Origin of the sequence: Massilia sp. ZL223 (genome assembly GCF_018119395.1) — a bacterium.
Classification (GTDB): domain Bacteria; phylum Pseudomonadota; class Gammaproteobacteria; order Burkholderiales; family Burkholderiaceae_D; genus Telluria.
In genome coordinates, this window is sequence record NZ_JAGPWD010000024.1 from 40,411 (window position 1) to 61,589 (window position 21,179).

The following is a 21,179-nucleotide window of genomic DNA, read 5'->3' on the forward strand; positions in this document are numbered from 1 at the left end:
CATGCAACGCCAGCGCGGGGTGGCGGTCGTGACCGCGCTGCTCCTGACCACCCTGGCCATCTCCATCGTCGCCAGCCTGTTCTGGCAGCAGCAGGTCCAGGTGCGCTCGATGGAAAACCAGCGCCTGCAATTGCAGACCCAGTGGATCCTGCGCGGCGCCCTCGACTGGTCCAGCGTCGTGCTGCGCCAGAGTAACTATACGGGCGACTACACCTCGCTCGACCAGATCTGGGCCACGCCGCTGGCCGAGACCCGGCTCGACCAGTTCATCGAACGCGAACGCATCGAGGGGGAGAATTTCGAAGCTTCCCTGTCAGGTAACATCATTGACGCCACGTCGCGTTACAATCTTACCAACCTGGCCAGGGACGGCATGGTCGTCCCCGAGCAGCAGTTCATCTTCAACCGCCTGCTGACCAACCTGCGCATCGACGGCAGGCTGGCCGAGCGCGCGGCGAAGATGGTGGCGGCGGGGCAGCCGCCGCCCTTCGTGCCCGAGGGCGAGGGGGGGCAGCAGACCGGGACGCCGCCGGTGCGGCAGCGCTCGAGTGAGATCGCCGGCACGCCGATGCCGCTGCTGCGGGTGGATGACCTGATGAGCCTGCAGGGTTTCACGCCGGAAGTGATGCAGAAGCTGCGGCCTTTCGTGATCGTCCTGCCGGAGCCGACGCCGGTGAACGTGAATACCGCGCCGCCCGAGGTCCTGGCGGCGGTGTTGCCCGAGTATTCGCTGTCGGAAGCGAACGTGCTGGTCGAGCGCAGGAAACGCACGCCCTGGCGCGACATCGAGCAGTTCAAGAGCGAATTGAAAACGACGAACGGGCTGCTCGAGGGCGCGATCGACAAGCAGAGCAAGTATTTCCTGGTACAGAGCCGGATCCGGCTCGACCGGGCGGCATTGAACGCCGAGTCCCTGATCAGCCGTTCGGGGATCATCGGCGGCGGCACCAAGGTGGTCTGGACCCGCCAGAACTAGAAGAAAGAAAGCGAGACAGTTTGACTACTCTTTATATCCGGCATCCGGCCCGGGCGGAAGGCGAGGGCGCGCTGTGCCGCTTCGCCCTCGTCGCCGAGGGCGGCGCCATCGAACAGCAGGGCGAGGGCCCGCTGCGCAACCTGGGCGATGTGGTCGCCGCCAGCCGCCGCGTGGTGCTGGTGCTGGCCGGCGCCGACGTCACCCTGCTGCCGGTCCAGGCGCCGCCTTTGAGCGGCGCGCGCCTGCGCGCCGCGCTGCCCGCCCTGGTCGAAGAACATATCCTGGGCGACCCGCTCGACTGCGTGCTGGTCGCCGCCCCCCAGCTGGCCGACGGCCGCCGCCCGGTGGCGGTGGTGCAGCGCGACTGGCTCGAGCCGCTGGTCAAGATCCTGCTGGTGCAAGGCGCGCGTGCCGTGTCGGCGCTGCCGGCCCAGCTGTGCCTGCCATTGCAGCCGGGCAGCGTCAGCGCCGCCATCGGCAACGGCGAACTGGTGCTGCGCCAGAGCCAGTACGAAGGCCTGGGCCTGGCCATGGACGGCAACCCGCAGGCGATCCTGCAGACCGCGCGCGCCCTCTCGGGCGACGCCCCGCTGGTGCTCTACGTGCCGCACGAGCAGCTGGGCGAATACCAGGTGCTGCTGGCCGAAGCCGGCCCCGGCATCAGCCTGGAAAGCGATGCCTGGGCGCACTGGATCGCCGGCGCCAGGAGCGCCACGATGGACCTGGTGCCCGGCCTCGGCGCGGCCGGCGTGGCCCAGCGCGACTGGAGCCGCTGGCGCTGGCCGATCCGGCTGGCCCTGCTGGCCATCCTGGTCAACATCATCGGCCTGAACATCGAATGGCTGCGCCTCAAGCGCGAAGCCGACAGCGTGCGCGCCCAGATCACCCAGACCTTCCGCTCGGTCTATCCGAACACCCCGGCGATCGACCCGGTGGCCCAGATGCGCCAGAACATCGCGCGGGCCAAGGCCGGCAGCGGCCAGATCGCTTCCGACGAATTCCAGTGGCTGGCCGGCGCCGTGGGCGAAGCCATGCGCGGCCTCGGGCGCCAGCCCGGCATCGCATCGATGGAGTTCCGCGAACGCGCGCTCACCGTGCGCGTCAAGCCGGACACCATCGACCCGTCCGTCACTGCCCAGATGAGAACGGCGCTGTCGGCCCGTAACTTGAGCCTGGAGGAAAGTGCTCCGGCTACCTGGATCATCCGCAGCACGGGAGCCACACCATGACCATCGCCGCCCAGATCCTTGCATTGCGCGAGCGCGCGCTGGCCTACTGGCTCGCCCGTACCGACCAGGAGCGCAAGTTCCTCGCCGTAGGGGCGGGCGTGGCCGTGCTGGCCCTGGTCTACCTGCTGTTCATCGACCCGGCCCTGAGCGGGCGCGAGCAGCTGCGCCGTTCGCTGCCCGAGCTGCGCCAGCAGGCCGCCCAGATGCAGACCCTGGCCGCCGAGGCCCAGGCCCTGAACGCCCAGCCGGCGCCGGCCGTGACGCCGATGACGCGCGAAGGCCTGAGCTCGAGCCTGGCCACGCGCGGCCTGACCGCCGCCTCGCTCACCCTGACAGGCGAATTCGCCAAGGTCCAGTTCGACGGCGTGTCCTTCGCCAACCTGGTGGCCTGGATGGACGCCCAGCGGCGCGAGAACCGCGTGCTGGTGCAGGACGCCGTTTTCACCGCGAAAGATCCGGTGGGACAGGTCGACGCTACCCTGACGTTGCGCCAGGGCAGCGCGCCGGCTCCATGAAGCGCGCGCTTGCCTGGGGCGCGCTGGTCGTGCTGGCGGTGCTGGCCACGATCTTCGTGTTCCTGCCCGCCGCCTGGCTCGGCCCCATGGTCGAAAAGCAGACCGGCGGCCGTTTGACTCTGGGGGATGCGCAGGGTACGCTGTGGCGCGGCTCGGCCTTCGTGGGCGGGGCGCCGGGCGAGGGCGGAGCGGTCACGCCGCTGCTGCCGGGACGCTTCGCCTGGTCGCTGTCGCCGCTGGTGCTGTTCGGCCGGGTGCACATGGAACTGGAGAACCCCCAGGCCCTGAGCCGGCCGGTAAGGATAGAAGGGAGCTGGTCGGCATGGCAGGTCAGCCCCGGCGAGCTGCTGCTGCCGGCCGAGGGACTGGCCGGCCTTGGGGCGCCGCTCAACACGCTGGCCCTGAGCGGCGCGATCAAGCTCACCTGGAACAGGCTCGACCTGCTGCGCCAGGAAAACAGGGTGGCGGTGCAGGGCCGCACGGTGCTGTCGCTGGCCGACATGGGCTCGCGCATGTCGCCCGTCAAGCCGCTGGGCAGCTACGAGATGGTGATGGACTGGCGCGGCCCGCAGGCCGATTTGAACCTGCGCACCGTACGCGGCGCTTTGCTGCTGACGGGCTCTGGAATGTTGCAAAATGGACGTCTGCGCTTCTCCGGGCAGGCCACGGCCGCCGACGGCTACGAAGAGACGCTGGGGAACATGTTGAACCTGCTGGGCCAGCGCCGCATGGTGAACGGCAAAAACGTAATCGCACTCGAGTTCAGATAATGAAAACAACTACCCGTACCACCTTCGAGATCCCGGCCCTGCGCCGTCTTGCCGCCGGCGCCATGCTGTGCTGCTTCGCCGCGACCACGGCCGTGCCCCTGCCGGTCCTGGCCCAGGAAAGCGCGAACGCCGCCGCCTTGAGCTTCGTCAATGCCGACATCGAATCGGTGATCAAGGCGATCGGCCACTACACCGGCATGACCTTCATCATCGACCCGCGCGTCAAGGGCACGATCACCTTGCAGTCGGAAAAATCGCTGAGCAAGACCCAGGCCTTCGGCCTGCTGACCTCGGCGCTGCGCCTGCAGGGCTTCGCCGTGGTGACCAGCGGCGACGGCTACGCCAAGGTGGTGCCGGAAGCGGAAGCCAAGCTGCAATCCTCGCCGACCCAGGTCGGCGGCGTGCGCGCCAGCCGCGCCACCGGCGACCAGATCGCGACCCAGGTGTTCTACCTGAACTACGAATCGGCGGCCAACCTCACCGCCGTGCTGCGTCCCCTGATTTCGCCGAACAACTCGATCATGGCGAACCCGGGCAACAACACCCTGGTCGTCACCGACTACGCCGACAACCTGCGCCGCCTGGCCAAGATCATCGCCGCGCTCGACGCGCCGGTGGCCGCCGACCTCGACGTCATCCCGATCCGCAACGCGATCGCCACCGACGTCGCCCAGCTGGTCACGCGCCTGATGGAACCGGCGGCGGGCGGCGATTCCGGCCGCGTCACCGTGCTGGCCGATCCGCGCACCAACTCGGTCGTGATCCGCGCCCCCTCGCAGGCGCGCGCCAACCTGGCCAAGAGCCTGATCGCGCGCCTCGACCAGTCGACTTCGTCGCAGGGCAATATCCACGTCGTCTACCTGAAGAACGCCGACGCCAGCCGCGTCGCCCAGACCCTGCGCGCCGTGGTGTCGCAGGACGCCTCGGCGGTCCCGCAGCAGCAGCAGGGCACCTCGGGCGGCTCGATCCAGGCCGGCGGCCAGGGCGGCGCCGGCGGACTCGGCGGCCAGCAGGGACAGCAGGGCCAGCAGGCCGTGAGCGCGGTTGGCGGCGGCGGCAGCTATGGCCAGCAGGGCCAGCTCGGCGGCGGCGGGGGCGCCGGCGGCGGCACCGGTTCCGGCTTCATCCAGGCCGACGCCTCGACCAACAGCCTGATCATCACCGCGCCGGACGCGGTCTACCGCAACCTGCGCTCCGTCATCGACCAGCTCGACGTGCGCCGCGCCCAGGTCTATATCGAGGCGCTGGTGGTCGAGGTGAACTCGAACAAGGCCTCGGAGTTCGGCGTGCAGTGGGTGGGCGCCACCGGCGACAGCGACAGCAGGTACCGCGTGGGCGGCCTGCAGTCCTTCAACGGCGGCAACCCGACCAACAACATCGTCAACCTGGCCGCAGCCGCCACCCAGGGACTGAGCGGCGACGCGGTGCCGACCCTGCCGGGCGGGCTGTCGATCGGCCTGTTCCGCCAGGTGGGCGGCCAACTCGGCCTGGGCGCCGTGGCGCGCGCCCTTGAAAGCGACGGCAACGCCAACATCTTGTCCACACCGAACATGATCACGCTGGACAACGAACTGGCGTCGATCAAGGTCGGCCAGAACGTGCCGATCATTACCGGCTCGTACGCGACCAACACCACCACCGGCGGCGGCAATCCGTTCCAGACCGTCGACCGCAAGGACGTGGGCCTGCTGCTCAAGGTCCGTCCGCAGATTTCGGAAGGCGGTACGATCAAGATGGCGATCTACCACGAGAACTCGAGCGTGGACAACTCGACCCGCAACCTGGCCTCGGGCCTGACCACCAACGTGCGCGCAATCGAAAGCAACGTGCTGGCCGACGACGGCCAGATCATCGTGCTGGGCGGCCTGATCGAGGATACCGAGGGCGACGGCGAGGAAAAGGTGCGCGGCCTGGGCGACATCCCGGTGATCGGCAACCTGTTCAAGTACCGCACCCGCACCCGGGTCAAGACCAACCTGATGGTCTTCCTGCGCCCGGTCGTGGTGCGCAGCAAGGAAGCCTCGAACTCGCTCGCGATGGACCGCTACGAATACATGCGCGCAGCCGGCGCCGTCGGCCAGCCGGAAAGCTCGCCGCTGCTGCGCGAACTCGGCGCGCCGGTGCTGCCGCCCCTGACCAATGGCCAGCCGCCGAGCGGCGGCGGGCTGGCGGCGGTGCCGCCGGCCGGCCCCGCACCGGCCCCGTCGCAGGGCCCTGGCGCAGGCCAGGGCGGAACCGGACAGCCGGGCCAGGCTCCGGCCCAGCCGGCCGCGCCCGCGTCCCAGTTTCGCCCGGTGACGCCACCGAACGGGAAGTGACACCATCATGAACAATCTGTTGCCTTACGCCTTCGCACGCGACCACGTCGTGCTGGCGCGCGGCGGCGACGAACCGGGGCAGAGCGTGGAAGTGCTGGTCTCCAGCGCCACCTCGCCCGCCGCGATCGCCGAAGTGTCGCGCCGTTTCGGGCGCATCACCCTGCGCCGCCTCGAGCGCGGCGAGCTCGACGACGCCATCGCCAGCGCCTATGCCGGCGCGGGCGGCGACGCCTCGCAAGTCGCCGACGAGTTCGACGCCGACCTCGACCTGACCAAGCTGCTGCAGGACGTGCCGGCCATCGAAGACCTGCTCGAATCCTCGGACGACGCGCCGGTGATCCGCATGATCAATGCGCTGCTCACCCAGTCGCTGCGCGAAGGCGCCTCCGATATCCACATCGAGCCCTTCGAGCAGACCTCGGTGGTGCGCTTCCGCGTCGACGGCGCGCTGCGCGACATCGTGCGGCCCAAGAAGGCCATCCACGCGTCGCTGATCTCGCGTATCAAGATCATGTCGCAGCTCGACATCGCCGAGAAGCGCCTGCCGCAGGACGGCCGCATCACCCTGCGGGTGGGCGGCAAGCCGGTCGACGTGCGCGTCTCGACCCTGCCGACCGGCCACGGCGAACGCGCCGTGCTGCGTCTGCTGGACAAGGAAGCCGGGCGCCTCGACCTCGGCCACCTGGGCATGAGCCCGGACATGCTGCCGCAGTTCGACAGCCTGATCAACCAGCCGCACGGCATCGTGCTGGTCACCGGCCCGACCGGTTCCGGCAAGACCACCACCCTGTACGCGGCGCTGTCGCGCCTGAACGCGTCGACCACCAACATCATGACGGTGGAAGACCCGATCGAATACGACCTCAACGGCATCGGCCAGACCCAGGTCAACGCCCGCATCGACATGACCTTCGCCAAGGCCCTGCGCGCCATCCTGCGCCAGGACCCGGACGTGATCATGATCGGCGAGATCCGCGACCTGGAAACGGCGCAGATCGCGGTCCAGGCCTCGCTCACCGGCCACCTGGTGCTGGCGACCCTGCACACCAACGACGCCGCAGCCGCCGTGACGCGCCTGCTGGACATGGGCATCGAGCCCTTCCTGCTGTCGTCCTCCCTGATCGGCGTGATGGCCCAGCGCCTGGTGCGCAAGCTGTGCTCGCAGTGCAAGACCTTCGATGGCCAGGCCTGGCACCCGGTCGGCTGCGAGCGCTGCGGCCACACCGGCTACCACGGCCGGGTCGGCGTGTACGAGCTGCTCGAAACGACCGAGCAGATCCGCTCGCAGATCCACAACCAGGCTTCCGAAGCCGAGATCCGCAGCGCCGCGATCCAGAGCGGCATGCGCACCATGCGCGAGGACGGCGAGCGCTGGATGGCGGACGGCACCACCACCCGCGCCGAGCTGCTGCGCGTGGTGAAGGACTAGGGACCAAGCCATGCCTGCTTTCCGTTACGAAGCCGTCGATCCGGGCGGCGCCACCCGCAAGGGCGTGGTCAACGCCGATAGCCCGCGCGCCGCGCGCGCCGACCTGCGCACCCAGGGCTTGACGCCGCTGAGCGTGGAAGCGATCGCGGCCCAGGTCGACGAAAGCGGCGCCACCCGCTCGCGCGGTTTCGGCGAGCGCCTGTCGCAGGTCGAGTTGGCCTTGTTCACGCGCCAGCTGGCCAGCCTGCTGGAAGCCGGGCTGCCGCTGGAGCAGGCCTTCACGGCCCTGCTGGAGCAGTCCGAGCGTCCCTACATGCGCGACCTGATCGCCTCGATCCGCGCCGAAGTGATGGGCGGCGCGGCCTTCTCGACGGCGCTGTCGCACCACCCGCGCGACTTCGCCGAGATCTACCGCGGCCTGGTGTCCTCGGGCGAACAGATCGGCCAGCTGTCGCGCGTGCTGTCGCGCCTGGCGGACTACATCGAGCGCCGCAACGCCCTGGTGCAGAAAGTGCGCCTGGCGTTCACCTACCCGGCGATCGTGACCGTGGTGGCCTTTGCGATCGTGATCTTCCTGCTCACCTACGTGGTGCCGCAAATCGTCTCGGTGTTCGCCAACACCAAGCAGAAGCTGCCCTTCCTGACCGTCATGATGCTGGCGATCTCGGACTTCGTGCGCGCCTACGGCATCTACGTCGCGATCCTGATCATCGGCGCCTTCTGGATGTGGCGGCGCGCGCTGCGCAATCCCGACCTCAAGCGGCGCTGGCATACCTGGCTGCTGAATGCGCCGATCTACGGCAAGTTCGAGCGCAGCCTGAACACCGCGCGCTTCGCCAGCACCCTGGCGATCACCACCGGATCGGGCGTGCCGATCCTGCGCGCGCTCGACACCAGCCGCGACACCTTGTCCAATGTGGCGATGCGCGAACTGGTGGAACAGGCGACCGCGAGCGTGCGCGAAGGCGTGAGCCTGGCGCGGGCGCTGTCGGTGCAGAAGCATTTCCCGCCGATGCTGGTGCACATGATCCGCGCCGGCGAAGTCACCGGCGAACTCCCGGCCATGCTGGAGCGCGCCGCGAATTCCCAGCAGGCCGACCTCGAACGCCGCACGCTCACCATCGCCGGCCTGCTCGAGCCCGTGCTGATCCTGGCGATGGGCCTGGTCGTGCTGCTGATCGTGCTCGCGGTCCTGATGCCGATCATTGAAATCAACCAGCTGGTGCGTTGAAGCGAAGGACACCATGAACAAGCGTTTGCCCCTTCTTCTCAGCCTGCTCGCCCTGATCCTGCTGGCGGCCTCGATCGCCTACTGGGTGCTGCAGCTGTACAAGCCCGAGCAGCGGCCGCTGGCCGCGGCCCCGGTCACGGCCCAGGCCGAACCAGGCCCGGACGCCGCCGCGACCCTGTTCGGCGGCCAGCCCTCGGTGGCGGCCATCTCGAATTTCCAGCTGACCGGCGTGGTATCGGCCGGTCCCAACAGCGCGGTCATCATCGTGGCCGACGGCGCGCCGCCGGTGGCGGTGCGCATCGGCCGCGAAATCGCGCCGGGCGTGGTGGTGCAGGAAGTGCATGCCAAGTACGTGATGCTGTCCGAGGGCGGCGTCATGAAGCGCGTGGAACTGGCGACCGACACCAGGCCGGCCGGCGGCGGCTCCGCGCCGCCACCGCCGCCTGTGCAGATGCCTGTGGCCGCCGCACCGGCGCCCGGTATCGAGCCGCAGACCGCGCCGGGCGTGGTCAGCGCCCCGCCGGCCATGCAGGCTGCACCGACGCCGGAGAATTACGCACGCGGCGCGGCGCCAGGGCAAGGCGTGGCGCAGCCGAATCAGGAGCCCCAGCCGGACCTGGGGGCGGCCCAGGGGCCGGATGCCGACCCGGGCGCGATACCGCCGCCGCCGCCGCCGAACCAGGTGCAGATGGCGCCGCCTACGCGGTCGGTCAATAGCCCGGTGGGGCAGAATTCGACGACGCAGTAATGGTAGGAGCGCTGCAAGCAGGCAAGACGTAAGATGTTTGTCAGGGCGCTTGAGCTGCGTGAGTCCTTTTCTATGCCCGCACACTATGCGCCGTCGTTCCGGCCTTCGCCGGAACGACGGTTTACGGCTAACGATGTAACTGGCTGGCGAGCACGAATCCTTATCGTCTTAATGCTGTAAACGCCGCCAATTCCCACGACCTGAACCCCACCAGCAGCGTAAACCCATCCCGCTCCTCCTGCGGCAGCCTGCGGTCGTTCTTGTGCAGCCTCGCCAGTTCCCCGGCCAGCTGCCCGATCTTCTGGGCGATCTCCTGTGCACTCGCGCTCGACAGCCGCGCCGGCAGGCACAGCAAGGTCTCGCCCGCGCCGTCGAAGCCGCCCGAAAAATAATCCGCCACGACATGCTCGCGGAAATAACGCTGCACCGGCCCGTCCGGCAGCCAGCGGAAGGCATTCGACACCCTGAGCGTGTAGCGGTTGAGCGGCTTCAATTCGATCACGCCCAGCCGGTCGAGTTCCGCGAGCAGCTTGATGCATTCCGGTTCGGTCAAGCGGTAGGTCTCGACGATCTGTTCCAGGCTCCAGTGGCCGAGGCAGCAGATCGCCACCAGCAGCAGGCGCGGATTGGCCACCAGCGAGGTTTCCTGCGGCAGGGTCAGCGCATCGGACTGCGGCCGTGCTTCCAGTGCGCCGCGCAGCACGTCCTCCATGGCGATGCCGGTGGCCTGGCAGATCTGCGCCAGGCGCGACAAGGCCATGTCCTTCTGCCCGAACATGCGCTTGACGCTCGATTCGCTCACGCCGATCCGCTCGGCCAGCGTCTTGTAGGTGATGCCCGCCGCGCGCAGCTGGGCGCGCAGGACGTCGAGGACCAGGTCGGGGGAGCTCATGGAAGAAGGTGATGGTTGCTCATGCGCCGACTGTACAGGCGAAGCGTGCCGCGGGCAAGACGCCGCCGGAGCTGGCTGCCGGCTTGCGCTAAGATGCGGGCTCCGCCGCCATGAACGCTGCCATGCATCCCCGTCGCTGCCGTACCCTGTCCCTGTTGATTCCGATGGCGCTCGTCTTGCTGGCCGCCCACCTGCTGCCGGCGGACGCGATCGGCCGTTTCCCCTTCCTGGGACGGATCGCCGGCAGTGTCGGCGCCTGGTTTCCCTACATGGGCGAATACGCAGCCGCGTCGGCATGGCCCCAGCTGAGCTACGCGATGCTGGCCCTGTCCCTGCCGCTGTCCCTGCCTGCCGGGCTGTCCTATGCCTACTGGCACCTGCAGGTCGCCGATCTCGATCGCGGCCGCACATCCTTCAACTTCCTGGCATGGGGCTGGACCGCGCTGCTGTTCATGGCTTTTCCCCTGGTGCTGCCGGGACCGGACTTCGAGGGACGCAGCGCCCTGGGCGACTGGATGTTCACGCAGACGCGCACGGGGCTGGGTATCTTGTGCTGCATGCTGGTCGCGGTGGAAGCCCTGCTGGTGATGGTCTTGCTGGGCTGGTGGCGCGCGCTGCGCACCCGCCATCAGGTCCGGACCGGGCGTCCGCGCAATGCCGGGGGTGAATAGGCCGGCGGCCGGCCCAAAAAAAGCGGGCACACGTGGCGCCCGCAAGAGGAGACTCGGTTGTGCCGCAGGACGCTGCTTATTCGTCCTCGTCCGCGACCAGTTTGACTTTCTTGAGGGCCCGCTTGGCCTCCTGCCGCTCGCTCGAGAGCGGCTTGGCGTGCGGTCCGGCCGCACGCGCCTTGGCCAGGGCCGCGATCGGATTGCGCGGCTTGCCGAAGTTCTGCGAGGGTTCGACCCGCAGGCGCATCTTTTGCCGGGTCGCCAGTGCCTTGTTCGCCATGCGGGCCTCCTAAGGGATTACAACACGTAGCGCGACAGGTCTTCGTTAACCGCGAGCTTGTCGAGCCGTTCGTTGACGTAGGCCGCATCGATGCGCACCACCTGGTCTTTCTCAAGGCCGGCGCTGAACGAGATTTCTTCGAGCAGCTTTTCCATCACCGTGTACAGGCGGCGCGCGCCGATGTTCTCGGTGCGCTCGTTGACCGAGAACGCGATCTCGGCCAGGCGGTGGATGCCTTCGTCCAGGAACTCGACCTTCACGCCCTCGGTCGCCAGCAGGGCTTCGTACTGCTTGGTCAGGCTGGCGTCGGTCGAGGTCAGGATGCTCTTGAAGTCCTCGATCGACAGCGACTCCAGCTCGACGCGGATCGGGAAGCGGCCCTGCAGCTCCGGAATCAGGTCCGAGGGCTTGGACAGGTGGAAGGCGCCCGAAGCGATGAACAGGATGTGGTCGGTGCGGATCATGCCGTACTTGGTGTTCACCGTGGTGCCCTCGACCAGCGGCAGCAGGTCGCGCTGCACGCCGGCGCGCGAGACGTCGGCGCCGCCGTGCTCGGAACGGGTGGCGATCTTGTCGATCTCGTCCAGGAACACGATGCCGTTCTGCTCGACGTTGGCGATCGCCTTCTGCTTCAGCTCGTCCTCGTTGACCAGCTTGGCGGCTTCCTCCTCGACCAGCAGCTTCATCGCTTCCTTGATCTTCATCTTGCGCGCCTTCTTGCGCGCGTTGCCGACGCCGGCGAACATCGACTTGATCTGCTCGGTCATTTCTTCCATGCCGGGCGGCGCCATGATTTCCATCTGCGGCATGGCGTCGGCCACTTCGATCTCGATCTCGCGGTCGTCCAGCGAACCTTCGCGCAGGCGCTTGCGGAAGGTCTGGCGGGTGGCGTCGCCTTCCTTGCTGTCGTCGGTGTGGTTGACGTTGAAGCCGAAGTCGCGCGCCGGCGGCACCAGGATGTCGATGATGCGGTCTTCGGCCGCGTCCTCGGCGCGCTGGCGCACCTTTTTCTGCTCGCTGGCGCGGGTCTGCTTGACGCCGATGTCGATCAGGTCGCGGATGATGGTGTCGACGTCGCGGCCGACGTAGCCGACCTCGGTGAACTTGGTCGCCTCGATCTTGATGAAGGGCGCGTCGGCCAGCTTGGCCAGGCGGCGCGCGATCTCGGTCTTGCCGACGCCGGTCGGGCCGATCATGAGGATGTTCTTCGGCGTGATCTCGTGGCGCAGCGGTTCCTCGACCTGCTGGCGGCGCCAGCGGTTGCGCAGTGCGATCGCGACCGCGCGCTTGGCCTTGCCCTGGCCGACCACATGCTTGTCCAGTTCGGAGACGATTTCGGGTGGGGTCATGTTCATGGTGGCGGCCATTCTCAATCCAGGGTTTCGATGATGTGGGACAGGTTCGTATAGATGCACAGTTCGCCCGCGATGGTCAGGGCTTTCTTGACCACTTCGGCGGGCGGCAGGTCGGTGTTCTCGTACAGGGCCTTGGCCGCGGACTGGGCGTACACGCCGCCCGAGCCGATCGCGCCGATGCCGTCTTCCGGCTCCAGCACGTCGCCGTTGCCGGTGATGATCAGGGTCGACTCCTTGTCGGCCACCAGCAGCATCGCTTCCAGGCGGCGCAGCACGCGGTCGGTGCGCCAGTCCTTGGCCAGTTCGACCGAGGCGCGCAGCAGATTGCCCTGGTGTTTCTCGAGCTTGGCTTCGAAGCGGTCGAGCAGGGTGAAGGCATCGGCGGTGCCGCCGGCGAAGCCGCACAGGACCTTGCCCTGGTACAGCTTGCGTACCTTGCGGGCCGAGCCCTTCATGACGACGTTGCCGAGCGTGACCTGGCCATCGCCGCCCAGCGCGACCTGGCTGCCGCGCCTGACACTGACGATGGTGGTGCCGTGAAATTGTTCCATGTTTGACCTCGTGGTTGTCTAGCAAGCCGCAGGTGGGGGCCGTGCATTGAATTGCAAGATGAGCTCGACATTAATCTCGCGAACCTGTTTGGAACGCTGGTTTCGGCATTGCCGGAAGACGCACCTGGGCGTCTGCACGACACTGATCTTAAATGAGCTATAGAAGATACATTATAAATGATAAAGTATCCTCTATAGACCATTGAATGTTATCTTGAGATTCATAGAGAATACCTTATTTGCTATAATGCCTTATCTATGAACGCGTGAAATCCTATGCCAAAGCGTATTCTGACTGCTGAAATGTGGCCTACCCTGGTGCAGGAACGCCTTGCCATGTGGGGAAAGTGCATCCATGCGCAACGCTTGCAGCAACGCATTACAGCCGCCGACCTCTGCACGCGTCTGGGCGTGTCGAGGACAACGCTGCGCCGCCTGGAGCAGGGCGACCCGAGCGCGGGTGTGGGCGCCTACCTGAGCGCTCTGCTGACCCTGGGTGTGGCCGACCAGGCGATTCCGCCCCTGGTCCCGGAGCTGTGGCAGCGCAGCCAGGGACAGCGCGTCAAGCTGAGCAAGCACGAAAAGGGCGAGGACGATGCAGAGTATTTCTAAGCCGCTCTATGTCTATCTCCAGCGTCCCGATACGGGCGAATGGGTCACGGTCGGCAGGTACAAGGCGGACAGGCCGGAAGAAGGCTTGTTCAAGTACGCTCCCTCGTATGCCGAGGCCGGCCTGGCGTGGACGATCGATCCGGTCAATCTTCCCTTCCTGCCTGGGCAGGATTTTGCCGCCACGCGCTACCGCGGCTTGCACGATGTGCTGCGCGACGCTTGCCCGGATGCCTGGGGACAAGCCTTGCTGCGCCGCGAGTACAACCTGCCCGGGAATGCGCCCCCCTTGCAGTATTTGCTGAGAGCCAGCAATCTCGATCGCTGGGGCGCGCTTGCCGTGGGAACCAGCGTGAAGTTTCCCGGCACGAAGCTCGACAGTCCGACCTTGCCCAAGCTCGACCAGGTGGTGGTGGAGCTGGTCGCCCTGGCGGAGCGCAGACCCGCAGTGCGCACGGCGCTGCGCGCCCGCCTGGTGCAGACCGCCAGCGTCGGCGGCGCCCGGCCGAAAGCGACCGTCCAGGGAGACGAGGGACAGTACTGGCTGGTCAAGCCCGAGATTGCGACGGACGTCGACGATATTCCGCGGCTCGAGCATGCCGGCCAGCGGTGGGGTGCGGAAAGCGGCCTGCGTTTCGCGCCCACCGTTTTCCACCCGTCGGCCGGGGGACGCAGTGCGCTGCGCGTCCTGCGCTTCGACCGGAGCGGACGGCAGCGCCATATGTGCGTCAGCGCGGCGTCGCTGCTCCAGGCCGAATATCCGGACGATCTCAGGCAAACAGAGCGCTGGAGCTATCCGCGCCTTGCCGAGGAATTGAAACGGATCGGTGCGCCGCCGGAAGACCGTCTCGAACTGTTTGGACGCATGGTGTTCAATGCGGTCTGCGGCAACGACGATGACCACGTTCGAAACCATGCCGTCGTCTACCACGCGCAGGAACGGCGCTGGCGCCTCGCGCCGGCCTTCGATGTGGTTCCCAATCCGGTCGAGACGCCGAAGCGCCTGCACATGCAGCTTTCCCTGGGGCGTTTCGACATCTCGCGTGAAGCGGTGCTGGCCGATGCCCACCGCTTCGGATTACTCAACCAGGTGGATGCATCCGACTACCTTGAGAAGCTGCTCCAGCGGATCGAGGCGGGATTCGATCTTGTTCAGCCTTTGCTCGACGAGAAGTGGCAGGGCGAAATGGCCGAGCGTCTTCGAACTAACCTGGAGCTCCTGAGAATCGAAGCCGCAGGGCATTGAGCGGCTTCAATAGCGGTGCGGGTAGAGCTTGAGGCCTGCTTCGGCGCCGAGCAGGCGCAGCAGGGTGGCGACGAGGTGGTTCAGTTCGCGCAGCTCGACCCGCTTGCCGGCCTCGAGGTGGACGCGCAGGCGCGCCTGCAGGGCGCTGGCGCAGGCGTAGTCCATGCGCGCCAGGCGCGAGCAGTCCAGCACCAGGGTGTCGCGCCCGGCCGCATAGGCGTCGATGGCCTCGAACAGGGGCAGGGCTTCGCCGGCCAGCACCGCCGGCAGCATGTAGCGGTCGCCGCCGGCCGCCGCGGGCGCGGCGGTGGACACATGCTGCGGCGCTTCGAAGGAGGGCGGCGACACCTCGAAGGTGACGCAATAGTCCATCGCCGCTTCTTCGAAATCCTTCTCGCGATGGGTCAGGAGCAGCAGTTCGAGCAGCAGCAGCCAGGGCGCCTGGCTGGCCTCGCGCGCGCCGATGGCCAGCATCGGGCGCAGCACCGCCAGCAGCGTGTCGGCGCCGGCCAGCACCAGTTCGCGCCCGCCGGCGCGCAGGGACTGCAGCGCCGCCAGCAGGCGCGCGCAGCCCTCTTCATCGGCGCTGCGCAGCGCGCCGAAGTCGAGCCGCACCAGCGGCGCCTTGCTTGCCAGCAGGCGCGCCAGGCGCGGCGCCACGCTGGCGTCCAGCACCGCGCAGAAGGCTTCGGCGGCGGCCACGGCCGGGGCTGGCCCTCCCGATCCTCCCGCATCCGGCGCCGGCAGCAGCGGCTGCCAGGCGGGTGGCGAGGTCTCGAAGTGGCTGGCATAGTCGATCGCGACGCTCTCGAAATCCTGTTCGCGGCCGGTGGCCTGGTAGAGGTCGAACAGCATCCACCACGGCAGGCGCTCGTGGCGGCCCAGGCTCGCCAGGCTGTCGCGCAGCAGCTGTTCGGCCAGCACGGCCTGGCCGTTGGCGTACAGGATGGCGCTTTCCTCGACCGCCGGGGCGGTGGCGGGCAGGGCGGCCGGTTCCGGTACTTCCTCCGGTTCAGGGGGCGCAACCGGGATGGCGGCGGCCGGACGGCGCGCGCCGCTGCCCCAGTCGGGCTCGTCGTTGAAGATGCTGGAGGTCATTTCCAGCTCGATCTCGTCGATCTTGGCGGCGGTGGCGCGTGCTATTTCGCGCTGGCGCTCGCGCTCGGCCTCGGTGTCCAGGCGCGACGGCTCGCCGGCGCGCAGCCGGGTCTCGGGCATCAGGAGGCCTGCGCCCGCGTCGTCGTTCTTTCTCTTGAGGAAGGAGAAAAGCCCCATGCTCACCGTTGTCCTTCAGCCAGCCCGTCCGTGCAAAACGGTAGCACGGTCCGGGCGCCAGCGTGCTGCGCACACGCGGCGGCTGGTAGTGTATCCGATGGGAAATAAAAAGTATGCACGGATGGTAAGTGAGCCGTGCAAACAAAAAAAGCATGCGGGGTGAAGCGCATGCTTTTTTCGTGGAGTGGCAAGCGTGTCAGTCGCCGTAGAGCTTCTGCTTGAGCTCGCGGCGCTGCTGGGCTTCCAGCGACAGGGTAGCGGTCGGACGGGCGATCAGGCGCGGGATGCCGATCGGCTCGCCGGTTTCTTCGCACCAGCCGTACTCGCCGGCCTCGATGGCCTGCAGCGACTGCTGGACCTTCTTGAGCAGCTTGCGCTCGCGGTCGCGGGTGCGCAGTTCCAGGGCGTGTTCTTCCTCGATGGTCGCCCGGTCGGCCGGGTCCGGCACCAGCACGGTTTCGCGCAGGTGTTCGGTGGTCTCTCCGGCGTTTTTCAGCAGTTCCTTCTCGAGCTCCTGCAGGCGGTTCTTGAAGAAGGCCAGCTGGGCCGGATTCATGTAGTCGTCGTCGCTCATCGCCCGAATCTCTTCTTCCGTCAGGAGGCGTTCTTCGGGTTGGGCGGTATTCGGTTTCGTTGTTTTAGTCATGATGCCTTCGATACGACAGAGGTTTCATTGTATCAGCTTGCTCAGCCGTGACACCCGTTGCGGCTGGAGTGCGCGGGGGAGCAGCTGCCTTGATGGCGTCGGGGCGCCATCCCTTCTCTCCGGGGTGCCCTTCACACTGTCGAGGCAGGGTTCAGACAGGCCCGGGCATGCCAGTAAAACTGATGTAGTTTATACCAAACATTGTTCGAGACCGCGGATAAAAACGTCTTTTGGTAAATTTTTGCCAATAAACACCATTTTGCTCGCCGGCGTCTCATTTTCGCCCCACTTCGGTCCCACGTCGCTGCCCATGATCTGGTGCACGCCCTGGAACACCACCTTGCGGTCGACGCCCTGCATGCGCAGCACGCCCTTGTAGCGCAGCATCTGCGGGCCGAAGACCTGCACCAGGCTGCCCAGGAACTGTTCCAGGCGCTCGGGGTCGAAGGCGCGATCGCTCTTGAACACGAAGGCGGCGATGTCGTCGGTGTGGTGGGAATGATGGTGATCGTGGGAACATGCCTCGCCGTGGGCGTGATCGTGGCCGCAGTGGGCGTGGTCGTGATCGTGCTCATGGTCATGGTCGTGATCATGGCCTTCTTCCACGCGCAGGAAGTCGGGGTCGAGTTCCAGCTTGTCGTTCAGGTTGAAGCCGCGCAGGTCGAGCACGTCCGAGATCGGCGCCCGGCCGAAGTCGCTGGTCGAGATCGGCGCGCGCGGATTCATGCGGTGCAGGCGCGTCTTGAGCGCGTCCACTGCGGCCGCATCGACCAGGTCGGTCTTCGACAGCAGGATCTTGTCGGCGAAACCGACCTGGCGCTGGGCTTCCTCGTGCTGGTCCAGCTGGTCCATCGCGTGGCGCGCATCGACCACGGTGACCACGGCGTCGAGCAGGTAGTTAGCGCCCACTTCCTCGTCCACGAAGAAGGTCTGGGCCACCGGGCCCGGGTTGGCCAGGCCGGTGGTTTCGATCACCACGCGGTCGAAACTGATTTCGCCGGCGGCGCGCTTCTGCGCCAGCTTGGTCAGGCCCTCGACCAGGTCGCCGCGCACGGTGCAGCAGATGCAGCCGTTGTTCATCTCGATGATCTGCTCGGTGGTGTCGCGCACCAGGATTTCGTTGTCGATGCTCTCCTGGCCAAACTCGTTCTCGATGACGGCGATCTTCATGCCGTGCTCTTCCTGCAGGATGCGGTTGAGCAGGGTGGTTTTGCCCGCGCCGAGGAAGCCGGTCAGGATGGTGCTTGGGATCAGGTCCATGTTCGCTACTCGTTCAGATGGGTCCGGGATGGGACAGGAGAATCGGGGGATTATGCCGCAATTCTTGCAAGACCACCATCAACCGTATCGGTGCTTGATAAAGCTCAAGCCACCGTTCTGAAAGAAGCGAAAGGCGGCGCGGGATCAGGGTGCAGCCGCCAGCGCCCGCTCGGCCTTGTCCAGGTTGCTGCGGTAGCCCGCCAGGGCCTTGCCTTCCTTGCCCTGGGCCTGCGCCAGGGCGAGCGCCTTCAGGAACTGCGCTTTGGCGGCGGCGTGCTGGCCGGTGGCGAGCAGCGCTTCGCCGTAGCTGTCCTGGGCATTGGCCGAGTCGCCGAAGCGCTCGGCGTTCGCCTTCATCACCTTTACCGCCAGCTGGGCCTGCTTGCGCGGGCCGAGCAGTTCGTAGGCAATGCGGTTGCGCTCGGCTTCGTCGAAGCCGCTCGCGGCCAGGGCGTTGGCGATGGCGCCGTCAGCGCCGTCCTGCTCCAGGCGGCGGAACAATTGTGCGCGCGCTTCCGCAAGCCGGCGCCGGGCGTCCTTGGCCTCGGCCGTCGCGATCACCTGGCGCACCGCGGCGACCACGAGTTCGGGCTGTTCCAGGTGGATGTTGTGCCCGCTGTCCGGAGTGACCACATGGCTGCCGCTGCTGAATCCGCGGAAGAAGCTGTCGTGCAGGCCGCGCCAGACCTGCACCGCGGCCGGCGTTTCCAGGAACAGCTGGGGCTGCTCGCGGTTCTGGACCGAGGTCAGCACCGCCACCGGGACATCGGGCAGGCGCGCGGGCGTGTCGAGCGCGCCGCGCTCCAGGATCGCCTGCACGCTGCGCAGCTCGGCCCGCAGGGCCGGCGGCGTAAAGCCTTCGATGGCGCGGTTGTCGCTGTCGACCCGGGCCGCATCGAGCTTGCGCAGCTCCAGCTCGAAGCGCTCGTGGCTGGGATCGACGAACACCATGCCGGCCACCTGCTCCGGATGGCGCGCCGCATAGCTGCGGACCAGGAAGGCGCCATAGGAATGCCCGACGAGGATGAAGGGCGGCTGCAGCTTGGCCGCGGCCACCAGCTCCTCCAGTTCGCCGGTACGGGCGGCCAGGTCGACGGCGCCGGGCCGCGCATCCGAGCGTCCGAGGCCGGCGCGCGAATAGGCGACCAGCCTGGCCGCGTCGGCCAGGGGCGGGGCCACGCGCCGCCAGACGCTGAGGTCGCGCCCGAAGCCGGACTCGAAGATCACGGTGTAGCGGCCGCTGCCCATGGCCGCCATCTGGACCTGGCGGTCGCCGACCTTGACCAGGTCCTGGGCGGAGGCGGGCAGGATGGCCAGGACGGCCAGCACGAGGGCGGGAAGGGCGGCGCCGAGGCGCGGCGGGAATGCAGCTTGCATGAAGGCTCCGGAAGTCGTTGCCGCCGTTGCCGCCAGGGGCGACAATCCGACGGCGGGGCCCATTGTAGGAAGCACGGAGCGGCCTCGAAACTGTCAAATATAACAGCCGCACAGGAGACGCGATGGCAGTGATGGGGGAGGCAATGCCCGGCTGGCGCGAGCGCCACCTGGAAGACATGGCGCAGGCGCCGGATGCGGACGCCCTGTTCGCCGTGCTGGCCGGCGCCGCGCGCGAACTGGGTTTCGATTACTGCGCCTATGGCATGCGCATGCCGCTGCCGCTGACGCATCCCGCCACCTTCATGGTGAACAACTATGCGCCGGCATGGCAGGCGCGCTATGCCGCCGCCGGCTACCTGGACGTCGATCCCACCGTGGCCCATGGCGCCGCCTCCCAGCGCCCGCTGCTGTGGAGCGAGCAGCTGTTCGCCGGCGCCCGTCCGCTGTGGGAAGAGGCGCGCGGCCACCAGCTGCGGGTCGGCTGGGCCCAGTCCTCGCGCACGCCGGACGGCAGCATCGGCATGCTGACCCTGGCCCGTTCCCATGAACCCTTGTCCGAGCGCGAGCTCGCGCACAGCGAACGCGACATGAGCTGGCTGGCGCATGCGGCCCACGAAGCGATGGCCCGGCTGCAAGAACGCAAGCGCGGGCAGGCGCCGCTCAGCGCGCGCGAAGCCGAAGTGCTGCGCTGGATGGCCGACGGCAAGACTTCCATCGAGGCGGCCGCCATCCTGGGTTTGTCGGAGCGGACCGTGAACTTCCACGTGGCGAATGCCCTGCTCAAGCTGGGCGCGGCGAACAAGACCGCCGCCGTGGTCAAGGCGGCGCTGCTGGGACTGCTTTAGCCTATTTCGACTTGGCGCGCGGATGGGCGCGGTCGTACACCGCCGCCAGGTGCTGGAAGTCGAGCGAGGTATACACCTGGGTCGAAGTGATGCTGGCGTGCCCGAGCAATTCCTGCACGGCGCGCAGGTCGCCCGAGGATTGCAGCAGGTGCGAGGCGAAGGAGTGGCGCAGCACGTGCGGGTGCACGTGCACCGGGCTGCCGGCGCGCAGGGCGTGCTGCTTCAGGCGCTGCTGCACCACGCGCGGCGTGATGCGGGTGGCGCGCGCCGACAGGAACAGGGCGGCGCTGCCGTCGCGGGCGGCGGGGCGCACCGCCAGCCAGGCCGCCAGCGCCTCGCGCGCCGGGCCGCCGACCGGCACCCGGCGCATCTTGCCGCCCTTGCCGGTGACGACCACCTCGCCCGCCTCGCGGTCCAGCCAGCCGAGCGAGGCCGGCTGCCCGGCCTCGGCCTCGCGGTAGGCCAGGTCCAGGCCGCTCAGTTCCGACACCCGCAGGCCGCTCGAGTACAGCAGCTCGAACATGGCGCGGTTGCACAGCTCGAAGGGTTCCGGATGGCCTTGGACCTTGGCTTCCATCAGCTGCACGGCGGCATCCACCGGCAGCGCCTTGGGCAGGGTCTTGGGCCGCTTCGGGGCGCGCACGCCCTCGACCGGGTTGGCCGCCAGGACCGTCTGGCGCGACAGCCAGGCGTAGAAACCGCGCCAGCCCGAGAGCTTGCGCGCGATCGAGCGCGCCGACTGGCCGCCCGCATGCAGCTTGGCGGTGAAGCGGCGGATATCGAAATGGGTGAGGCGCGGCCAGTCGGTGTGGCCGGCCAGCTGGCCGAGTTCTTCCAGGTCGCGCCGGTAGGCCTCGACGGTGTGGGGCGAGAGCTGGCGCTGGGTGGCCAGCTCGCCCAGGTAGCGCGCAGCCCAGTCGCTGGCGTCGGCCGGGGCGCTCATGCCTAGCCGGTCC

At 67.8% G+C, this 21,179-nt stretch carries 21 protein-coding genes and 1 tRNA gene; 11 read left to right on the forward strand and 11 right to left on the reverse strand.

What is annotated here, in order from left to right; genetic code table 11:
- The first annotated feature begins 1 nt into the window (after nt 1).
- From gspK to gspM, 3 genes are read left to right on the forward strand one after another with little or no spacing between them, the layout of a single operon-like run.
- A complete protein-coding gene (gene gspK, locus KBW95_RS15425) occupies nt 2–976 on the forward strand; it encodes a type II secretion system minor pseudopilin GspK (RefSeq protein ID WP_229429778.1) in 975 nt (324 codons plus the stop codon).
- A gap of 20 nt (nt 977–996) precedes the next feature.
- The gene (gspL, locus tag KBW95_RS15430; RefSeq protein ID WP_211525137.1) at nt 997–2,205 is read left to right on the forward strand and encodes a type II secretion system protein GspL; all 1,209 of its coding nucleotides are present in this window, start codon (nt 997–999) and stop codon (nt 2,203–2,205) included.
- Complete coding sequence (gene gspM / locus KBW95_RS15435; RefSeq protein ID WP_211525138.1) at nt 2,202–2,720, forward strand: type II secretion system protein GspM; 519 nt, start codon at nt 2,202–2,204, stop codon at nt 2,718–2,720. Before gspL ends, gspM begins: the two co-directional genes overlap by 4 nt.
- Here the strand turns inward: gspM and KBW95_RS15440 are convergent.
- On the reverse strand, nt 2,680–3,234 hold the full coding sequence (locus KBW95_RS15440) for a hypothetical protein (RefSeq protein ID WP_211525139.1): 555 nt from the start codon (nt 3,232–3,234) through the stop codon (nt 2,680–2,682). The two genes, gspM and KBW95_RS15440, sit on opposite strands and share 41 nt — an antisense overlap.
- A 43-nt stretch (nt 3,235–3,277) precedes the next feature.
- Nucleotides 3,278–3,393 (reverse strand) — tRNA-OTHER (locus KBW95_RS15445).
- Between the two features lie 96 nt (nt 3,394–3,489).
- Here KBW95_RS15445 and gspD point away from each other — a divergent pair.
- From gspD to KBW95_RS15465, 4 genes are read left to right on the forward strand one after another with little or no spacing between them, the layout of a single operon-like run.
- Nucleotides 3,490–5,808, forward strand: coding sequence for a type II secretion system secretin GspD (gene gspD, locus KBW95_RS15450; RefSeq protein WP_211528683.1), 2,319 nt, complete (start codon nt 3,490–3,492; stop codon nt 5,806–5,808).
- Nucleotides 5,809–5,815: 7 nt separating this feature from the next.
- Complete coding sequence (gspE, locus tag KBW95_RS15455) at nt 5,816–7,237, forward strand: type II secretion system ATPase GspE (RefSeq protein ID WP_211528684.1); 1,422 nt, start codon at nt 5,816–5,818, stop codon at nt 7,235–7,237.
- A 10-nt stretch (nt 7,238–7,247) separates the two neighbouring features.
- Nucleotides 7,248–8,468: a type II secretion system inner membrane protein GspF gene (gene gspF, locus KBW95_RS15460; protein WP_211526197.1), complete on the forward strand. Its 1,221-nt coding sequence runs from the start codon at nt 7,248–7,250 to the stop codon at nt 8,466–8,468.
- A gap of 13 nt (nt 8,469–8,481) precedes the next feature.
- Nucleotides 8,482–9,216, forward strand: a complete 735-nt coding sequence (locus KBW95_RS15465) for a hypothetical protein (RefSeq protein WP_211526198.1) — start codon at nt 8,482–8,484, stop codon at nt 9,214–9,216.
- A gap of 160 nt (nt 9,217–9,376) precedes the next feature.
- Here KBW95_RS15465 and KBW95_RS15470 read toward each other — a convergent pair whose 3' ends face one another.
- A complete protein-coding gene (locus KBW95_RS15470; RefSeq protein ID WP_211526199.1) occupies nt 9,377–10,108 on the reverse strand; it encodes a helix-turn-helix transcriptional regulator in 732 nt (243 codons plus the stop codon).
- Between the two features lie 122 nt (nt 10,109–10,230).
- Between KBW95_RS15470 and KBW95_RS15475 the strand changes: the two genes are divergently transcribed.
- The gene (locus KBW95_RS15475; RefSeq protein WP_211528685.1) at nt 10,231–10,779 is read left to right on the forward strand and encodes a hypothetical protein; all 549 of its coding nucleotides are present in this window, start codon (nt 10,231–10,233) and stop codon (nt 10,777–10,779) included.
- 76 nt (nt 10,780–10,855) lie between these two features.
- Here KBW95_RS15475 and KBW95_RS15480 read toward each other — a convergent pair whose 3' ends face one another.
- From KBW95_RS15480 to hslV, 3 genes are read right to left on the reverse strand one after another with little or no spacing between them, the layout of a single operon-like run.
- Nucleotides 10,856–11,059: a hypothetical protein gene (locus tag KBW95_RS15480; protein ID WP_211526201.1), complete on the reverse strand. Its 204-nt coding sequence runs from the start codon at nt 11,057–11,059 to the stop codon at nt 10,856–10,858.
- Nucleotides 11,060–11,076: 17 nt separating this feature from the next.
- The gene (gene hslU / locus KBW95_RS15485) at nt 11,077–12,414 is read right to left on the reverse strand and encodes an ATP-dependent protease ATPase subunit HslU (RefSeq protein ID WP_211526234.1); all 1,338 of its coding nucleotides are present in this window, start codon (nt 12,412–12,414) and stop codon (nt 11,077–11,079) included.
- 14 nt (nt 12,415–12,428) lie between these two features.
- On the reverse strand, nt 12,429–12,965 hold the full coding sequence (gene hslV / locus KBW95_RS15490; protein ID WP_211526202.1) for an ATP-dependent protease subunit HslV: 537 nt from the start codon (nt 12,963–12,965) through the stop codon (nt 12,429–12,431).
- Between the two features lie 336 nt (nt 12,966–13,301).
- On the opposite strand from hslV, the gene KBW95_RS15495 reads away from it, so the two are divergent.
- Nucleotides 13,302–13,577: a helix-turn-helix transcriptional regulator gene (locus KBW95_RS15495; protein WP_267875468.1), complete on the forward strand. Its 276-nt coding sequence runs from the start codon at nt 13,302–13,304 to the stop codon at nt 13,575–13,577.
- A complete protein-coding gene (locus KBW95_RS15500) occupies nt 13,561–14,820 on the forward strand; it encodes a type II toxin-antitoxin system HipA family toxin (protein ID WP_211526204.1) in 1,260 nt (419 codons plus the stop codon). The genes KBW95_RS15495 and KBW95_RS15500 overlap by 17 nt, the downstream gene beginning before the upstream one ends.
- A 6-nt stretch (nt 14,821–14,826) precedes the next feature.
- Here the strand turns inward: KBW95_RS15500 and KBW95_RS15505 are convergent, their stop codons facing one another.
- From KBW95_RS15505 to KBW95_RS15520, 4 genes are all read right to left on the reverse strand, one after another.
- Entirely contained in the window at nt 14,827–16,095 is a 1,269-nt protein-coding gene (locus KBW95_RS15505) for an STAS domain-containing protein (protein ID WP_211528686.1), read from the reverse strand.
- 196 nt (nt 16,096–16,291) lie between these two features.
- On the reverse strand, nt 16,292–16,741 hold the full coding sequence (gene dksA / locus KBW95_RS15510) for an RNA polymerase-binding protein DksA (protein ID WP_211522146.1): 450 nt from the start codon (nt 16,739–16,741) through the stop codon (nt 16,292–16,294).
- 189 nt (nt 16,742–16,930) lie between these two features.
- A complete protein-coding gene (locus KBW95_RS15515) occupies nt 16,931–18,001 on the reverse strand; it encodes a GTP-binding protein (protein ID WP_211528687.1) in 1,071 nt (356 codons plus the stop codon).
- 144 nt (nt 18,002–18,145) lie between these two features.
- Entirely contained in the window at nt 18,146–19,378 is a 1,233-nt protein-coding gene (locus KBW95_RS15520) for an alpha/beta fold hydrolase (protein WP_211526207.1), read from the reverse strand.
- Nucleotides 19,379–19,500: 122 nt separating this feature from the next.
- Between KBW95_RS15520 and KBW95_RS15525 the strand changes: the two genes are divergently transcribed.
- Nucleotides 19,501–20,223 (forward strand): autoinducer binding domain-containing protein, encoded by a 723-nt coding sequence (locus tag KBW95_RS15525; protein WP_229429780.1) that lies wholly within the window; start codon nt 19,501–19,503, stop codon nt 20,221–20,223.
- A 1-nt stretch (nt 20,224) separates the two neighbouring features.
- On the opposite strand, the gene xerC is transcribed toward KBW95_RS15525, so the two are convergent.
- Nucleotides 20,225–21,166: a tyrosine recombinase XerC gene (gene xerC / locus KBW95_RS15530; RefSeq protein ID WP_211526208.1), complete on the reverse strand. Its 942-nt coding sequence runs from the start codon at nt 21,164–21,166 to the stop codon at nt 20,225–20,227.
- Nucleotides 21,167–21,179: the final 13 nt, after the last annotated feature.

Coding starts and splice junctions, on each gene's coding strand:
- hslU (WP_211526234.1), bottom strand. CDS start 12,414: ATGAACATGACCCCACCCGAAATCGTCTCCGAACTGGACAAGCATGTG.
- KBW95_RS15440 (WP_211525139.1), bottom strand. CDS start 3,234: ATGCGCGAGCCCATGTCGGCCAGCGACAGCACCGTGCGGCCCTGCACC.
- KBW95_RS15495 (WP_267875468.1), top strand. CDS start 13,302: ATGTGGGGAAAGTGCATCCATGCGCAACGCTTGCAGCAACGCATTACA.
- KBW95_RS15465 (WP_211526198.1), top strand. CDS start 8,482: ATGAACAAGCGTTTGCCCCTTCTTCTCAGCCTGCTCGCCCTGATCCTG.
- KBW95_RS15500 (WP_211526204.1), top strand. CDS start 13,561: ATGCAGAGTATTTCTAAGCCGCTCTATGTCTATCTCCAGCGTCCCGAT.
- KBW95_RS15515 (WP_211528687.1), bottom strand. CDS start 18,001: ATGGACCTGATCCCAAGCACCATCCTGACCGGCTTCCTCGGCGCGGGC.
- gspM (WP_211525138.1), top strand. CDS start 2,202: ATGACCATCGCCGCCCAGATCCTTGCATTGCGCGAGCGCGCGCTGGCC.
- KBW95_RS15525 (WP_229429780.1), top strand. CDS start 19,501: ATGGCAGTGATGGGGGAGGCAATGCCCGGCTGGCGCGAGCGCCACCTG.
- gspF (WP_211526197.1), top strand. CDS start 7,248: ATGCCTGCTTTCCGTTACGAAGCCGTCGATCCGGGCGGCGCCACCCGC.
- dksA (WP_211522146.1), bottom strand. CDS start 16,741: ATGACTAAAACAACGAAACCGAATACCGCCCAACCCGAAGAACGCCTC.
- gspD (WP_211528683.1), top strand. CDS start 3,490: ATGAAAACAACTACCCGTACCACCTTCGAGATCCCGGCCCTGCGCCGT.
- gspE (WP_211528684.1), top strand. CDS start 5,816: ATGAACAATCTGTTGCCTTACGCCTTCGCACGCGACCACGTCGTGCTG.
- gspK (WP_229429778.1), top strand. CDS start 2: ATGCAACGCCAGCGCGGGGTGGCGGTCGTGACCGCGCTGCTCCTGACC.
- KBW95_RS15505 (WP_211528686.1), bottom strand. CDS start 16,095: ATGGGGCTTTTCTCCTTCCTCAAGAGAAAGAACGACGACGCGGGCGCA.
- KBW95_RS15480 (WP_211526201.1), bottom strand. CDS start 11,059: ATGGCGAACAAGGCACTGGCGACCCGGCAAAAGATGCGCCTGCGGGTC.
- KBW95_RS15475 (WP_211528685.1), top strand. CDS start 10,231: ATGCATCCCCGTCGCTGCCGTACCCTGTCCCTGTTGATTCCGATGGCG.
- KBW95_RS15470 (WP_211526199.1), bottom strand. CDS start 10,108: ATGAGCTCCCCCGACCTGGTCCTCGACGTCCTGCGCGCCCAGCTGCGC.
- KBW95_RS15520 (WP_211526207.1), bottom strand. CDS start 19,378: ATGCAAGCTGCATTCCCGCCGCGCCTCGGCGCCGCCCTTCCCGCCCTC.
- xerC (WP_211526208.1), bottom strand. CDS start 21,166: ATGAGCGCCCCGGCCGACGCCAGCGACTGGGCTGCGCGCTACCTGGGC.
- hslV (WP_211526202.1), bottom strand. CDS start 12,965: ATGGAACAATTTCACGGCACCACCATCGTCAGTGTCAGGCGCGGCAGC.